Raw genomic sequence first — 14,367 nt, 5'->3', positions numbered from 1 at the left:
GAAGCCGCTCCAGGAAGACGAAGAAACCGAAGCAGGAGCCCATGAGCAACCCGCCACGGGAAGTGCCCTCCGCCCTACAACCATCGAGCACGCGTACGTGTCCGAGATCGCGAGATCGCAGTTGCAGGCACCTGCGGCACCCTTCCTGGACAACGGAGAGTCATGCGCACCCCACGCACCGTCCTCGCCGCCGCGGTCGCCCTCGCGGCAGCGGTCTGCGCCCCCTTCCTCACCGCTCCCACGGCGGCCGCGGCCCCCGCCAAGCTCGCCGACGACTTCAACGGCGACGGCTACCGCGACTTCGTCATGCTCGGCGGGACGCACGGCAAGGACGGCCGGGTCACCGTCGTCTACGGCACGTCCACCGGCCCCGGAACGCGCGTCCAGACGATCCACCAGGACTCGCCCGGCATACCCGGCGCGGTGGAGGAGGGCGACGACTGGGGGTTCGCCGCGACCAGCGCCGACCTCGACCGCGACGGTTACGCCGACCTGGTCGTCGCCTCTCCGGGCGAGACCGTCGGCGACATCTGGGGGCGCGGAGGACTGACCGTCGTCTGGGGCGGGGCCAAGGGGCTCGGCTCGGGCACCGTCTTCCACTCGCCCATCGCGCCGGAGTACGCGGGCTCCGGCGACCGGTTCGGGCTGGACGTCGTGGCCGGTGACTTCGACGGCGACGGCGACCAGGACCTGGCCGCGATCAGCTCCAGCCGGGCCGGCGTGGTTCTCCTCAAGGGCCCCTTCACCCGCACCGGCGGAAAGAGCGGCTGGCAGTCCCTCGGCGGCGACTACGGCTACCTGAACGCCTCCCAACTGGCGGCGGGCCGGGTCGACGCGGGCACCGCCACCGACCTGTACATCCTCGGCGACGACCTCCAGGACGGCCGTGACGACGTCGACCTGAGCGCCTTCTTCCACCGCGGCGGCAGCTCCTTCGCCCGGCGCGCGCACGAGATACGCGTACCGGACGACGGCGGCCACCAGATCGGCGGCGGCCCCGTCACCGCCATCGGCGACTTCGACAAGGACAGCTACGGCGACCTCGCCATCGGCCGCGGCTACGAGCGGCCGGACGGAGAACGCGGCTACGTCACGGTCCACTACGGCGGTTCCTCCGGCCCGAACGCCTCACGCAAGCCGGTGAAGTTCACGCAGGACACGGCGGGCGTGCCCGGCGCCTCGGAGAAGGAGGACCACTTCGGCGCGGCCATCGCGGCCGGCGACGTCAACGGGGACGGGTACGCGGACCTGGCCGTCGGCGCTCCGGGCGAGGACCTGGAGGGCAAGCGGCGGGGCGGCATGGTCACGGTCCTGCTCGGCCGCGCGGGCGGCCTGTCCGGCACCGGGGCCAAGACGTACCACCAGAACACCTCCGGCATCACGGGCGCGGTCGAGAACGACGACTGCTTCGGCCAGAGCCTCAAGCTCACCGACTACACCCGCGACGGCCGCGCCGACCTGGTCGTCGACACGAACGACCAGTTGGACAACACCCGTTGGGGCCTGGTCCACCTGCTGAAGGGTTCGAAGACCGGCACCACCGGCACCGGGTCGAAGTCGTTCACGGTGAACTCGCTCAAGCTGTCGTACAAGACCCTCGGAGGGCCCTTCCCGTACTGACGGACCGGGACCGCCGGCCCCGCGGCATCCGGCAGGCGGTCCGCTCCGGCTCCAGGGAGCGGAGCACGGGCAGGGCACGGAGGGGAACAGGGAGGAGAGCACGGCCCGCGCCCGCTGCGGACCCGTTCACACGACGGGCTCGCCGATGCCCAGCAGGTTCCCCTCGCTGTCACGGAACCAGACGGCGCGTTCGCCGCGGGCGCCCTTGCTCGGGTAGTTCCCCTCGATCTCGGCGATCCCGTCCTCCGCCGTCCGGAACCCCGGCAGGTCGACCGACTCGAACACCACGCCGCGCCGCCTCAGCTCCGCCACGACCGCTTCGATGTCGTCGACCTGCCACCCCATCTGCGTGAAGGTCCCGGACGAGGCGCCCGCCGACCGGAACACGGCGAACTCCGTGTCGCCGCACCGGTACAGCAGCCCGCCCGGCCGCTCGTCGACGGGGTCCAGACCGAGCTTCTCGGAGTAGAAACGCCGCGCCCGCTCCAGGTCCCGGGCCGGCAGCCTGGTCGCCACGCGTCCCCGGGCCAGAAGATTCCTGCCGTCTTCCTCCATGCCCCCACTGTGCCGTGACCGGCGGCCGATCGGGCGGAGGCAGGCGGGGGCGGACGGGGGACCTACGCCCTGAAGGCGTCCGCGTGCTCCGCGGCCCACCGGACGAAGGTGCCGGTCCCGCAAGCCCCGTCCCGCGCCCCCGCCTCGGGAACCGGTCAAAACGTGTTCCGTGCGCGGCCTCCCGAGGACACCATGTGCTCATGCGCCGACGGATACCCGATGCCGACTGGCTGGACGCCCCGGACCCCGTGCTGGCCCTGGCCCAGGGGGAACTGGCCTTCTACGAACGGGTGCGGAACTCGTCCCGACGGTGGTACCGCCTGACCGAGCTGGGCGCCCTCGCCACCGCCTCCTCCACCGTGGTCGCGGCGGGGCTCGGCGCCCCGGCGTGGCTGACGGCCCTCATCGCCGGCGGGGCCCTGTTCTTCACCGGCTTCCGGCAGGTGTTCGGACACGGCCCCCGCTACGTCCTGGCGGCCCAGTCGCACGAGGCGCTCCGCCGAGCCGTCAACCGCTACCGCCTCCTCCCCGCGGCCGACCGCGACGAAGGAGCCCGGCAGGAACTCCTCGCCACGGTCGAGCGGGTGGGCGACGACGAACTCCGCCAGTGGGTCGAACAACGAACCCAGACCTCCCCGCCCCTCGGCCCGCCCCCGGGTGGCCCGCCGCTCCCTTGAGCCTCCGGACAGCTGCGTAGGCGTACTCATGCGGGGCGCGGCCCGAGGCCGCACGCTCTGCTCGCCCCGGGCCGGCGCATCCCCGGCGCCCTGCAACTCCTGCTCCCGGGCGGCGCGGCGGCCCTGTTCGCCTCCTTCACCCCACCCTTGGGCGACGAGGAGGAACGGACGGCGTTGCAGAGCTGGGCGAGCAGGGCCTCGTCGCCGAGCAGCGAGGACGGCGTGACGAGGGCCGGCCCGTGAGCAGCGCGCCCTCGGCCGGCCGCGGCCGTTTCACCGCCGCTGGTGTCAACCGCCGAGGTCGGCCGCAACGACACGGGGTGACGGCCATGGGCGTTACGCCATGGTCAGTCTCGGTCGGGCATCCGGTCGCCCGTACTCCAAGATCCGGGGCAGCACTTCCCGCATGCGCGCCACATCCTCCACCGGCGCTTGGAGCACGACCTCGATGACGTGGTCCTCCAGGTCAAGGTCATCCAACGACTCAGGATCCAGGGGCACGCGCAACAGGTCCCGTTCGAACTCCACCGTGCGTACGCAGCCGTAAGCAGCGCTCTGGTCAGGTGCGACGAGGCAGTACGTGTCCATGCCCAGGGACATCTCCTGCGCATCGGACTCCTCGAAGCCGCACATGAAGTGCAGAGAGAAGCTCTCCTCGTCGTCGGACTCGGCCACCCCCGCCTGCACGCACGGTTCCTGGTCCGGATCATCGACCCCCCCTGGCGAATTGCGCTGTGAACCTGTACGCCATACGCCATGCACGTGTTCTGGCAGAGACCCCTGACAAACACCCGAGGCGGTTCACTGCTCGCACAAGGCCACCTACCGACGTCGGCAGGTGGCCTCTTCCCCCGCACCCCCGGCAGGGTTCGAACCCGCGACACCCGCTTCAGGGGGGTTCGATCGCGTGATGGTCGCGGTCCTGGTGGTCCGGGCCGTGGGGTTGTCTGTGCTCCGCAGGGGTCCCGCGGCGTCCGTTCGTACCCGTTGTCGTCGATGTCGGGCGTGGATGCCGACCTGCCCCTGGATGCGAGTCACGGGCGCGGGGCGGTTGCCGAGGTCTGCCCGGCCGCTCACGTGGCTGTCCGGAGGCCGTGACGGACGCCGATGGTCACGGCGGTTGCTGTACTTCGCTGCTGTGCGGCGTGACAGGTGGGGAGACAAGCTGTGTCAGCGTCCCGATCCACGTCCACAGGGCCGGCCGTCACGCGTCCACGCGCCTTGTCCCGTCCTCCGCCATGGCGCGGAGGTGAGCCACTAGCTCAACTCCTCGACCTGGAAGCCGAGGCGCCGCAGCCAGGAGACTGCGTGGTCCTTTCCGCCGCTGAACTCACCGGGAGTCAGCGCGCGGCCTTGGTCCCACTTGTGCGCCACGCCGGCGATCGCCTTCGAGTCGTACTCCCGCCCCTCGTGCACGAGAACGTACGAACGGGCCTTGCCGAAGTGGTACGCCTCCAGGAACGCCTCGCGGCCCAACTCGTCGTGCTCGGCAATGGCCTTGAGCACTGACCCCCGTGTGATTGCTCCTTTGTGCATGGCCGTAGGGTACGGCCGGCCACTGACACTCGCGGACGGTGGAACGACTTCGGCCGGAAGTTCCAAGGACCGGGACAAGGGCGCGAGGCACTCGATCAGTTCTTCGGGAAGTGATGACCCAAGTCCCTCACGTGCGGCGGCCCCCTGTTGGCTGAGCCTGTCGGCGCGCAACCGATGTGCGCCTGCTGCGGGCCGACCTCGCCCCTGCTCCGCCGTAGAGCACCGGGGCCGGAGCCGGTCAATTCCTCAGCACCGCTGCGAACCCGCGCGGTCCGCGACGATCTCCACATGGAGCAGACCGTCGTCCGGACTCTCTACGCCCAGGTAGGCGGTCGTCCCGCCCATCGACTCGGTGAAACAACCGGACCCCGTCTCGCCCTCGGCCGTGGTGCTCGGTCGCCAGCCGTCCGCCCCGGCGGCCTCCCGACAGTGGGCCAAGGCGTTCTTCGGGGACCCGCCGTACCGGTACCGCGTCCCGACGGCCACGAAGCGGTCGTCGCCGCAATCCCGGTATCGGTCCTCACCCACGTCGAACGCGCCGGACCATGACCGGTTCGGCGCGTGCCGCGTCAGTGCTCCCGGCAGGTCTCAAGCCCGCGTCGCCTCTTTGCGAGACATCTCGTTTGGCCGGCTCGGCTCACTGGTGCAGGTGGGCCAGGAGTTCGTCGTTCATGGGGTAGGGACGTTCCCGGGGGAGGAGTTGCCGGGCGATGTCCAGGTCTCCACTCCGTACCTGGGCATGGACGGCGTGGGCGAGCGGCGTGACGTCGGTGATGGAGACGATCCACTCGTCGGCGTAGAGACGTGCGGCTTCACCGGTGAGGCCGAGCTGGAGCGAGCGGTGGGGAAGCGGCTGAAGGCGCAGATCGCGTTCGGGGTCCCATTGCACCCGGGCAGGAGCCCGCCTCAGCCGGCGCTTCCACGTGGCGCGGTCGCCGTGGAGCCCCTGTTCATAGTGGGACAGGCAAGCGTGCTCCAGTGCCCACTCGAAGCCTTCCCGGGTGATCTCGACGGCCAGAACGGTCCCCTGGCCTTCCTTGGTGCCCCAGCCGCAGCGGTACATCATCCACAGGAACGACGGTTTGATCCATGTCATCCGGTTCCGTTTCCACACCGCCGGGAAACGGCCCTCCCGGGCGGCCGGCAGCCCGATCTCCGGCGCGTACGCCTGGTAGACGGTGACCGTGGAGTCCGTGTGCACTGCTCGAATCCGGTGTTTGGGTTCTGTCACATGGACCAGGGTGAACACACCGCCTCGCACGCACCATCGAATTACCGCGGCGAAAGGCCACCGAGTCAGCGGTAGCAGGTCGTGGAACCAAGCCGAGGCATCGGAGGCGAGCCGAGCGCCGGTGAGGTCGTGCGGAGCGCGACGGCTCCCCGTCCTTGCCTCGCTGTCGCGGAAGCGGTCTCCGAGCCGCGCGGTCCGCCGTCGCGGTACCTGACTCCTGACGACGACCTGGTGGCGATGTTCGACCTGCCCAGCGTCGAGACGGTCTACCAGCGGCGCCGCAAGCGCACCGGTCCCCGTGGCTTCCGGGTCGGCCGGCACCTGCGCTACGACCCTGCGGGAAGGGACTGCCGCCTGATGACCGGGCACGTCCAAGGCCGTTGGTACAGAACCGAGTCCGGCCCGGACGGGAAGGCGCGCAAGGTCAAAACCGAGCGTTGCGGGTCCGGTCTCCGCTACCGCGCTCGCTACGTCGGCCCGGACGGCACGGAGAAGGCCAAGAACTTCCCCGACCGCCAGAAGCGGCTCGCTGATCAGTGGCTGGCGCACATCGAGGCGGACATGGCGCGCGGGCGGTACATCGACCCGCGCGCCGCCCGGATCACCTTCCAGCAGTACGCCGAACGCCGGGTCGCCACACAGGGCGCCGACCCGAACACCCAAGCCTCGAGGGAGTCGCAACTGCGGTTGCACACCTTCCCCTACTTCGGCTCGCGCCCGCTCGGCTCCTTCCAGCCGGCGCACATCCGCACCGGGCCGCGCGGCGGGCACGTCTGGCGTACGTCACTCAACGAGGAGGCGTGGAAACCGGCGCTGGCTGCGGCCGGCGTCATCCCCGTGCCCGGAGCGGGGCCGGCCGTACGTCGAGTCCAGAGAGAACGGCATGCACGCCCTCCGCCACTTCTACGCCTCGGTGCTCCTGGACACGGGGGGAGAACATCAAGGCCCTCGCCGAGTACCTCGGTCACTCGATCCGGGTCTGACGCTCCGCGTGTACGCACACTTGATGCCGACCAGTAGCGAGCGGACCCGGAGAGCGGTCCACAAGATATACAGCGAAAGCTGGTCAGGTTAGGCGTAGTCCGCTTCTAATCCGCTTCACTATTTAGCGAAGCGGTATCCGTGATAGCTGTCAGCGAAGAAAATAACAGGCTCGCTAGCTATCTTTCACGGCAGATAGATAAGCCATCTTTCGTGGCAGATAGATAAGTCATCGAGAGTACGTCGTCCGGAGCAACTGCCGAGCCGGTTGCTGCCGAGCAACGTTTCGAGGGAGCGGCCCGCTCACCTGGGCAGACGTTCCATCCGTGGAAGGTCTTGTTCCATCCATGGAAGGAAGCTAGCCGCACCATCCAAGAAGGACTCCCGCATCCCCAGTGGGAGACAGGACGATACCCAAGGAAGACGCTTAGCAGGCCATTTGTGAAGCCCCCTTAGAAGGGGGTAGCGTCCTGCCTGCCGAATGGTGAGAGCCACCCCGGGCAGGGGGTGGCTCTCGTCTCCGTCGGTGCATTGCGAAAGATCCGTAGCAGGACGCCGAAACGCACAACTGGAGAAGGACATGTTGTCACGCCCTGGCCTCGCGCTCTACCTGGCCCCCCGAGAGCTCCCGTTCATCCTCATCGGCGGCGCGATCGGCGTCCTCGGTGTCTGGTCTCCAGCACCGATGGCGGCCGCTGCCGTGACGGCGTTCCTGGTGGCCTTTCAGGTGAAGGGCGAGATTCTCACGAAGCCTCGCTCATAGCCGAACACAGCCCAGCGGCGGCCCAGAGGCAGCGAAAAGCCCCCTCCCGGCGGAGAAACTGCAGGTAGGGGGCTTGTTCGTGGGCGCTTACTTCTTCTTGCCCTGGTTCTTGACCGCCTCGATCGCGGCGGCCGCCGCCTCCGGGTCGAGGTACTTGCCGCCGGGGGTGACCGGCTTGAAGTCGGCGTCGAGCTCGTAGTACAGGGGGATGCCCGTCGGGATGTTCAGGCCCGCGATGTCCGCGTCCGAGATGCCGTCGAGGTGCTTGACCAGGGCGCGCAGGCTGTTGCCGTGGGCGGCGATCAGGACCGTGCGGCCGGTCAGCAGGTCGGGGACGATCGAGTCGAACCAGTACGGGAGCATCCGGACGACGACGTCCTTCAGGCACTCCGTCTGCGGCCGCAGCTCCGGCGGGAGGGTCGCGTAGCGCGGGTCGGAGAACTGGGAGTACTCGGCGTCGTTGTCGAGCGGGGGCGGCGGGGTGTCGTAGGAGCGGCGCCACAGCATGAACTGCTCCTCGCCGAACTCCGCGAGGGTCTGCGCCTTGTCCTTGCCCTGGAGGGCACCGTAGTGACGCTCGTTGAGGCGCCAGCTGCGGCTGACCGGGATCCACAGGCGGTCGGCGGCCTCCAGCGCGAGCTGCGCGGTGCGGATCGCGCGCTTCTGGAGGGACGTGTGGAGCACGTCGGGCAGCAGGCCGGCTTCCTTGATCAGCTCGCCGCCGCGCGTCGCCTCCTTCTCGCCCTTCGGAGTGAGGTTGACGTCCACCCAGCCGGTGAACAGGTTCTTCTCGTTCCACTCGCTCTCGCCGTGGCGGAGGAGGATCAGCTTGTACGGTGCGTCGGCCATGTGCCCGAGCGTAATCGAAGGCCCGTCCTTGCTGCGCGGGGCGCCCGCCGGTCGGACGGTTGACGGGATCTGTTAATCGAGTGGCCCCCGGACACGAACCCTCCGTAAGGTCTGCTTGCCTTTCCAGCCACTTACATCCGGGGGGTCCCATGTCATCCGTAGCCCGTGCGAGACACGCGGTCCGCCAGACCGTCTCCGGGCTGCCCCCGGCGTTCTGGTGGCTGTGGACCAGCACCCTGGTCAACCGGCTCGGCGCCTTCGTCGCCACCTTCATGGCGCTCTACCTGACCCTCGACCGCGGCTACTCCGCCACCTACGCCGGTCTCGTCGCCGCCCTGCACGGCCTCGGCGGGGTGATCTCGTCGCTGGGCGCCGGGGTGATGACCGACCGGCTCGGACGGCGGCCCACACTGCTGGTCGCGCAGGCGTCGACGGCGGTGTCCGTCGCGCTGCTCGGGTTCGTGCACGACCCCGTCGCCATCGCCGGCGTCGCCTTCCTCGTCGGCATGGCCTCCAACGCCTCCCGGCCCGCCGTCCAGGCGATGATGGCGGACATCGTGCGGCCCGAGGACCGCATCCGCGCCTTCTCCCTCAACTACTGGGCCATCAACCTCGGCTTCGCCGTCTCCTCCATGGCCGCCGGGTTCATCGCCGAGTACAGCTACCTCGCCGGGTTCCTCATCGAGGCCGTGATGACGATGGTGTGCGCCGTCGTCGTCTTCGTGAAGCTGCCCGAGTCGAAGCCCGTGCGGAGCAGCGCGGAGCAGGCGCGGGAGGAGTCCGTGGGGCTGGGGACGGTGCTGCGCGACGGGCGGTTCATGGGGGTCGTCGGGTTGTCCTTCCTGGTCGCGGTGATCTTCCAGCAGGGCTCGGTCGGTCTGCCCGTCGCGATGGGCGCGGCGGGGTTCACCCCGGCCGACTACGGCCTGGCCATCGCGGTCAACGGCGTGCTCATCGTCGTGCTGCAGATCCCGGTCACCCGGTTCATCGAGCACCGGGACCCCGGGCGGCTGCTGGTGATCTCCTCGCTGCTCGCCGGGTACGGCTTCGGCCTCACCGCCTTCGCCGGGTCGGTCGGCGTCTTCGCCCTCACGGTCTGCGTGTGGACCCTCGCCGAGATCGTCAACGCGCCCACCCAGACCGGTCTCGTGGTCCGGCTCTCCCCGGTGCACGGACGCGGGCGCTACCAGGGGATGTACACCATGTCCTGGGCCGTCGCCGCGCTCGTCGCCCCGCTGATGTCGGGCGCCGTGATCGACCGGTTCGGGGCCGAGTGGCTGTGGGGCCTGTGCGCCGTCATTGGTACGGGGGCCGGAGTCGGCTACGCCGTGCTGATGCGACGGCTGTCGGCCGAGGCGACGGTGGCGACCGAGGAGGCGGTTCCGACCGGGAAGACGGCGACCGGGAAGACGCAGACCGGGAAGGCGCCCGGCGGGGAGAGGCCGGATGAGGAGAGGCCGACCGGGAAGACGCCGGGCGGACAGGTGCCGGGCGGGTCGGTCGGGGCCCTCGAAGGGAAGCCGGAGGTCGGCGCTTCCTGAGAGGGAACCACCGGCAGAGGGAGCCGCCGGCAGGAGCAACCACCGACAGACGGAAGGCCCGGCGGTCAGGGTCACCGGGCCTTCCGTCCGTACTGGGTTGTACCGCGTTATATCAGGTTGTAACGGGTTTCGGCGGATGATGCGGGTTCGCGTGCGCGCGGCGTCAGCCGCATTGGCAGGGGCCGCCCGACTGGCACCCGCACCCGCAGCCCGAGCCGCAGCCGCACGCGGCGATCAGCGGCAGGTTCCTGATCTCGGCGGGCTGCTCGGTCTCGCGCTCCTGCGTGGGGTCGGTCGACGTGCCGGGGGATTCGGCCATGGGTCCCTCCTCGAGGCTGGTGCCTGTGCCCATTGGACGCCCGCCCCACCGGGCGCATCAACGGCGCACTGAGGCTCAGGAGCGCCCCGGCCGATCCCCCCGCGCACCACCGGCCAGGTCAGGCCCCCTCCGTCCCCGGCACGGTCTGGATCTCCGACTGGAGCTCCGCCTGGATCTCGTCCGCGTGCTCTCCGGTGACCAGGTAGACGACCCGCTTGGCGACCGAGACCGCGTGGTCGGCGAAGCGCTCGTAGTAGCGGCCCAGCAGGGTCACGTCGACGGCCGTCTCGATGCCGTGCTTCCAGCGGTCGTCCATCAGGTGCTGGAAGAGCGTGCGGTGCAGCAGGTCCATCGCGTCGTCGTCCTGCTCCAGCTGGAGCGCCAGGTCGACGTCCTTGGTGATGATCACCTCGGCCGCCTTCGCCATCAGGCGCTGCGCGAGCTGGCCCATCTCCAGGATCGTGGCGTGCAGGTCGCGCGGGACCGCGCGCGCCGGGTAGCGCAGCCGGGCGAGCTTCGCCACGTGCTGCGCGAGGTCGCCGGAGCGCTCCAGGTCGGCCGACATGCGCAGCGAGGTGACGACGATGCGCAGGTCGGTGGCGACCGGCTGCTGGCGCGCCAGCAGGGCTATGGCCCGGGCCTCCAGGTCGTGCTGGAGTTCGTCGACCTTCTGGTCGGCCTCGATCACGTTCTCCGCCAGCTTCAGATCGGCGTCGAGGATGGCCGTCGTGGCGCGCCCGATCGCCGACCCGACCAGCCGGGCCATCTCCACCAGACCGTCGCCGATCGAATCCAGTTCCTCGTGGTACGCGTCCCGCATCAGGGTTCCTCTCATGCGTCTGTACAGGGGTTCAGGGGCTTGGGCTCCTGCGAGGTCCGGGGCCGGGTGCCCCGTCGCGGGACCGTCGATCGCGCACCCCGCACGGCCGACGGTCGAACCCCACGCTCCCACGTTCCGTCCCTTACGCGTCCGGTTCCGTCACCCCACATGAACCATCCCTGGCTCCAAGGTGAACTCTGGGCGACGAGTGTTCGAGCTCGCCCTCCGACGGCTGTGGGCACCGCCCGCGCCATGCCTAACCTGGACGCATGGACGTGAACGCGGCGGTCGCCGCAGTGGCAGCGATCGCCGGGGTGCTCACCGGTGTCATCGCCATGCTGGCGTTCCGCTTCAGCGAACGCGAACAACGGCGTCCCCCGCGCACCTCCCTGCACACCGATCCGGTCCTGCCGCCGGGGGTCGACACCGTCCTGTCCGTGCTGCGCTCCTCCGCCGTCGTCCTGGACGAGGCCGACGGCGTGGTCAAGGCCAGCTCCGCCGCGTACGCGCTCGGGCTGGTCCGGGGCGGCAAGCTCGCCGTGGAGCCGATGCTGCAGATGGCCCGCGACACCCGGCGGGACGGCGAGATACGGCAGGTCGAGCTGGACCTGCCCCGCCGGGGCACCGGACGCGGCGAGGCCCTCGCGGTCTCCGCGCGGGTGGCGCCGCTCGGCTCGCGGCTCGTGCTGCTGCTCGTCGAGGACCTCACCGAGGCCCGCCGCATCGAGGCGGTGCGACGCGACTTCGTCGCCAACGTCAGCCACGAGCTCAAGACCCCCGTCGGCGCCCTCTCGCTGCTCTCCGAGGCCGTCATGGACGCCTCCGACGACCCGGAGGCCGTGGAGCGCTTCGCCGGACGCATGCAGATCGAGGCCACCCGGCTCACCAACCTGGTGCAGGAGCTCATCGACCTCTCCCGGGTGCAGAACGACGACCCCCTCGAGGACGCCGAACCCGTCCGCGTGGACGAACTGGTCGCCGAGGCCATCGACCGGTGCCGGCACGCGGCCGGCACCAAGGAGATCACCATGGCCACCGGCGGCACCGCCGACCTGTACGTGTGGGGCAACCGCGGCCAGCTCGCCGCCGCGCTCGGCAACCTCGTCGAGAACGCCGTCAACTACTCGCCCGCCCGCACCCGCGTGGGCATCGCGGCCCGCAGGGTCGCCCAGCCCGGCGGGGACATGCTCGAGATCGCCGTGACCGACCAGGGCATCGGCATCTCGGAGAAGGACAAGGAGCGCGTCTTCGAGCGCTTCTACCGGGTCGACCCGGCCCGCTCCCGTGCCACCGGCGGTACGGGCCTGGGCCTCGCGATCGTGAAGCACGTGGCCGCCTCGCACGGCGGGGAGGTCACGGTGTGGAGCGCCGAGGGCCAGGGCTCCACCTTCACCCTGCGGCTGCCGGAGGCCGGAGCGGCCCGCGACCGCACCCGTCAGACGTCCCACCGGGACGAGTCCGCCGGCCTCGACCGCGAGGCCGGAGGATCCCCCTCCTCATCGCACCCCTCATCCCCCCACTCTTCCGATCCATCCGCGTACGAAACGCTTCCCTCCCCGGAGGTCCTTCCGTGACCCGAGTGCTCGTCGTCGAGGACGAGGAGTCCTTCTCCGACGCCCTGTCGTACATGCTCCGCAAGGAGGGCTTCGAGGTCGCCGTCGCGACCACCGGGCCCGACGGACTCGACGAGTTCGAGCGCAACGGCGCCGACCTCGTCCTCCTCGACCTGATGCTGCCCGGACTGCCGGGCACCGAGGTGTGCCGCCAGCTGCGCGGCCGTTCCAATGTCCCCGTCATCATGGTGACCGCCAAGGACAGCGAGATCGACAAGGTGGTCGGCCTGGAGATAGGGGCCGACGACTACGTCACCAAGCCGTTCTCCTCGCGCGAGCTGGTCGCCCGCATCCGCGCGGTGCTGCGCCGCCGCGGCGAGCCGGAGGAGGCCGCCCCCGCGGCCCTGGAGGCCGGCCCGGTGCGGATGGACGTCGACCGGCACGTGGTCACCGTGGGCGGCACCAAGGTCGACCTGCCGCTGAAGGAGTTCGACCTGCTGGAGATGCTGCTGCGCAACGCCGGCCGGGTGCTGACGCGCATGCAGCTCATCGACCGGGTCTGGGGCGCCGACTACGTCGGCGACACCAAGACGCTCGACGTCCACGTCAAGCGGCTGCGCGCCAAGATCGAGCCGGACCCGGGCGCCCCGCGGTACCTGGTGACGGTGCGCGGTCTCGGCTACAAGTTCGAGCCGTAGAAGGCGTAAAAGCCGTAGGAGTCGCAGAAGCCGCAGGAGAGCCGCAAGGACCGCAGACCCGCAAGCCCGCGAACTGCGGGACCGTAGAAGACGCGGAGAGCGTCCCGGCACGGTGAAGGGCGGGCCCCCGCGCGGGGGCCCGCCCTTCACGTGTGCTGTGCGTCGTGCGACCGGTCAGTCGCCGGCCTGCTGGCTCGCCGAGGCGGCATCGGTCGGGGTGCCCGACGGGGCCCCGGACTCCGTCGCCCCGTCGCCCTCGTCGGCCGGCTCGTCGGAGGACTCCGCCGACGGCTGCGACGAGGCGCCCGGCGCGGCCGGGATCTCGGTCGGGCCCCAGCTGCTGAAGAAGTTCTCGGCCGGGTAGACGAACGCGCGCAGGCTCACGTCACCGGTCTTGCTGAAGGTGAAGGTGACCTCCTGCGCGTTGCCGTCCTGGACGGCCTCGCGGCTGCTCGGCAGGACGGCGGAGGCGTTGCCCTCGCCGCCGATGATGAGCGAACCGCCGGCCGGGACGGTCAGGCTGCCGCCCTCGGCGGGGGTGAGCTGGACGCTCTTGCCGGTGCCGGGGAGGGTGATCGACTCAAGGGTCTGGTCGGTGCGGCCCTCGTTGAACAGCGTGGCGGCGACGACGGCCGGGCCCGTCGACTCGAGGTCGGGCTGGGTGACGACCACGGCGTTCTGGACCTTGATGTCGCCGACGGTGGTGGACGCGTTGTCCGGCTTGATCTGCAGGGTCTGGGCGTTGTTGCCGGCCGCACACGCGGAGAGCGAGGCGATCGAGAACGCGATGGCGGCGGCGGCGAGGGCGCCGCGTCGAAGGCTGCTGCTCACGGCGGCGGCAACTCCTTGACTCGAGCGTTGGCGGCCGTAAAGCCGCCTTAAATGATCTGTCAGCGGCCTTAGGTTACCGAGCCGCCCCCGAGCGACCGCACCCGACCCTCCCCAAGGCACACCCCGTTCCCCGGGAAGGCGGCTTTCCTCCCGGGCGGCGTCACCGCATCGGCGGCGGTCCGGTGGCGCACGGGCTCGTGCGTCCCGGATACCCGGGCCGTGAACCGGCTCGTGAACCCGGTTCGTGAACCCGTGCTTCACGGACCCGGTCGGCACGCGCCCGTCGCCCGTCCGTCGTTCATCCGTCACTCATGACTCCTATGACCCATGTGACCCACATGACTCAGGGGCCACTTTCGGCCCGGTGCCCTCGGCCATTCCCATAAGCGGGCC

General features: G+C 70.4%; 14 protein-coding genes and 2 pseudogenes. 7 read left to right on the top strand and 9 right to left on the bottom strand.

The annotated features are described in order from the left end of the window. Positions 1 to 162: 162 nt before the first annotated feature. On the top strand, positions 163 to 1,620 hold the full coding sequence (locus CP969_RS18425; RefSeq protein WP_016825656.1) for an FG-GAP and VCBS repeat-containing protein: 1,458 nt from the start codon (positions 163 to 165) through the stop codon (positions 1,618 to 1,620). 126 nt (positions 1,621 to 1,746) lie between these two features. Here CP969_RS18425 and CP969_RS18420 read toward each other — a convergent pair whose 3' ends face one another. Then, the gene (locus tag CP969_RS18420) at positions 1,747 to 2,175 is read right to left on the bottom strand and encodes a VOC family protein (protein WP_026085070.1); all 429 of its coding nucleotides are present in this window, start codon (positions 2,173 to 2,175) and stop codon (positions 1,747 to 1,749) included. 200 nt (positions 2,176 to 2,375) lie between these two features. Here CP969_RS18420 and CP969_RS18415 point away from each other — a divergent pair, with 200 nt between their 5' ends. Continuing rightward, the gene (locus CP969_RS18415) at positions 2,376 to 2,852 is read left to right on the top strand and encodes an SLATT domain-containing protein (protein WP_050793895.1); all 477 of its coding nucleotides are present in this window, start codon (positions 2,376 to 2,378) and stop codon (positions 2,850 to 2,852) included. A 336-nt stretch (positions 2,853 to 3,188) separates the two neighbouring features. Here CP969_RS18415 and CP969_RS18410 read toward each other — a convergent pair whose 3' ends face one another. The 4 genes from CP969_RS18410 to CP969_RS18395 all read right to left on the bottom strand — a co-directional run bounded on the left by CP969_RS18410 (position 3,189) and on the right by CP969_RS18395 (position 5,619). Further along, positions 3,189 to 3,539 (bottom strand): Imm10 family immunity protein, encoded by a 351-nt coding sequence (locus CP969_RS18410; RefSeq protein WP_016825659.1) that lies wholly within the window; start codon positions 3,537 to 3,539, stop codon positions 3,189 to 3,191. Between the two features lie 570 nt (positions 3,540 to 4,109). Further along, on the bottom strand, positions 4,110 to 4,388 hold the full coding sequence (locus CP969_RS18405; protein WP_039831068.1) for a ScoMcrA-related endonuclease: 279 nt from the start codon (positions 4,386 to 4,388) through the stop codon (positions 4,110 to 4,112). Between the two features lie 246 nt (positions 4,389 to 4,634). Beyond that, positions 4,635 to 4,826, bottom strand: coding sequence for a hypothetical protein (locus tag CP969_RS18400; RefSeq protein WP_223887084.1), 192 nt, complete (start codon positions 4,824 to 4,826; stop codon positions 4,635 to 4,637). A 199-nt stretch (positions 4,827 to 5,025) separates the two neighbouring features. Then, complete coding sequence (locus CP969_RS18395; protein ID WP_026085072.1) at positions 5,026 to 5,619, bottom strand: DUF4291 domain-containing protein; 594 nt, start codon at positions 5,617 to 5,619, stop codon at positions 5,026 to 5,028. A 237-nt stretch (positions 5,620 to 5,856) separates the two neighbouring features. On the opposite strand from CP969_RS18395, the pseudogene CP969_RS33875 reads away from it, so the two are divergent. Both CP969_RS33875 and CP969_RS18385 read left to right on the top strand, forming a co-directional pair. After that, a pseudogene (locus CP969_RS33875) lies at positions 5,857 to 5,958 on the top strand (helix-turn-helix transcriptional regulator); the annotation flags it as partial. An 18-nt stretch (positions 5,959 to 5,976) separates the two neighbouring features. Continuing rightward, positions 5,977 to 6,694: pseudogene (locus CP969_RS18385) on the top strand (hypothetical protein). A 756-nt stretch (positions 6,695 to 7,450) separates the two neighbouring features. On the opposite strand, the gene CP969_RS18375 reads toward CP969_RS18385, so the two are convergent. After that, positions 7,451 to 8,212, bottom strand: a complete 762-nt coding sequence (locus CP969_RS18375; protein ID WP_004986504.1) for a phosphoglyceromutase — start codon at positions 8,210 to 8,212, stop codon at positions 7,451 to 7,453. A 149-nt stretch (positions 8,213 to 8,361) separates the two neighbouring features. Here CP969_RS18375 and CP969_RS18370 point away from each other — a divergent pair, with 149 nt between their 5' ends. Beyond that, positions 8,362 to 9,753: an MDR family MFS transporter gene (locus CP969_RS18370; RefSeq protein ID WP_016825664.1), complete on the top strand. Its 1,392-nt coding sequence runs from the start codon at positions 8,362 to 8,364 to the stop codon at positions 9,751 to 9,753. A gap of 163 nt (positions 9,754 to 9,916) precedes the next feature. Here the strand turns inward: CP969_RS18370 and CP969_RS33260 are convergent, their stop codons facing one another. Beyond that, complete coding sequence (locus CP969_RS33260; protein WP_016825665.1) at positions 9,917 to 10,072, bottom strand: hypothetical protein; 156 nt, start codon at positions 10,070 to 10,072, stop codon at positions 9,917 to 9,919. Positions 10,073 to 10,190: 118 nt separating this feature from the next. Further along, a complete protein-coding gene (gene phoU, locus CP969_RS18365; RefSeq protein WP_004986507.1) occupies positions 10,191 to 10,892 on the bottom strand; it encodes a phosphate signaling complex protein PhoU in 702 nt (233 codons plus the stop codon). 269 nt (positions 10,893 to 11,161) lie between these two features. On the opposite strand from phoU, the gene CP969_RS18360 reads away from it, so the two are divergent. Together CP969_RS18360 and CP969_RS18355 are read left to right on the top strand one after the other, a co-directional pair. Further along, a complete protein-coding gene (locus CP969_RS18360; RefSeq protein WP_016825666.1) occupies positions 11,162 to 12,466 on the top strand; it encodes a two-component system sensor histidine kinase PhoR in 1,305 nt (434 codons plus the stop codon). Continuing rightward, positions 12,463 to 13,143 (top strand): two-component system response regulator PhoP, encoded by a 681-nt coding sequence (locus tag CP969_RS18355; protein WP_016825667.1) that lies wholly within the window; start codon positions 12,463 to 12,465, stop codon positions 13,141 to 13,143. Before CP969_RS18360 ends, CP969_RS18355 begins: the two co-directional genes overlap by 4 nt. 174 nt (positions 13,144 to 13,317) lie before the next feature. On the opposite strand, the gene CP969_RS18350 is transcribed toward CP969_RS18355, so the two are convergent. Beyond that, positions 13,318 to 13,974, bottom strand: a complete 657-nt coding sequence (locus CP969_RS18350; RefSeq protein WP_016825668.1) for a copper chaperone PCu(A)C domain-containing protein — start codon at positions 13,972 to 13,974, stop codon at positions 13,318 to 13,320. Between the last annotated feature and the right edge of the window lie 393 nt (positions 13,975 to 14,367).

This window comes from Streptomyces viridosporus T7A (assembly GCF_008704515.1).
In the GTDB taxonomy this organism is placed as follows: domain Bacteria; phylum Actinomycetota; class Actinomycetes; order Streptomycetales; family Streptomycetaceae; genus Streptomyces; species Streptomyces viridosporus.
This window is presented reverse-complemented; position numbering and strand designations above follow the sequence as displayed.

Coding starts and splice junctions, on each gene's coding strand:
- CP969_RS33260 (WP_016825665.1), bottom strand. CDS start 10,072: ATGGCCGAATCCCCCGGCACGTCGACCGACCCCACGCAGGAGCGCGAG.
- CP969_RS18375 (WP_004986504.1), bottom strand. CDS start 8,212: ATGGCCGACGCACCGTACAAGCTGATCCTCCTCCGCCACGGCGAGAGC.
- CP969_RS18425 (WP_016825656.1), top strand. CDS start 163: ATGCGCACCCCACGCACCGTCCTCGCCGCCGCGGTCGCCCTCGCGGCA.
- CP969_RS18415 (WP_050793895.1), top strand. CDS start 2,376: ATGCGCCGACGGATACCCGATGCCGACTGGCTGGACGCCCCGGACCCC.
- CP969_RS18360 (WP_016825666.1), top strand. CDS start 11,162: ATGGACGTGAACGCGGCGGTCGCCGCAGTGGCAGCGATCGCCGGGGTG.
- phoU (WP_004986507.1), bottom strand. CDS start 10,892: ATGCGGGACGCGTACCACGAGGAACTGGATTCGATCGGCGACGGTCTG.
- CP969_RS18420 (WP_026085070.1), bottom strand. CDS start 2,175: ATGGAGGAAGACGGCAGGAATCTTCTGGCCCGGGGACGCGTGGCGACC.
- CP969_RS18405 (WP_039831068.1), bottom strand. CDS start 4,388: ATGCACAAAGGAGCAATCACACGGGGGTCAGTGCTCAAGGCCATTGCC.
- CP969_RS18370 (WP_016825664.1), top strand. CDS start 8,362: ATGTCATCCGTAGCCCGTGCGAGACACGCGGTCCGCCAGACCGTCTCC.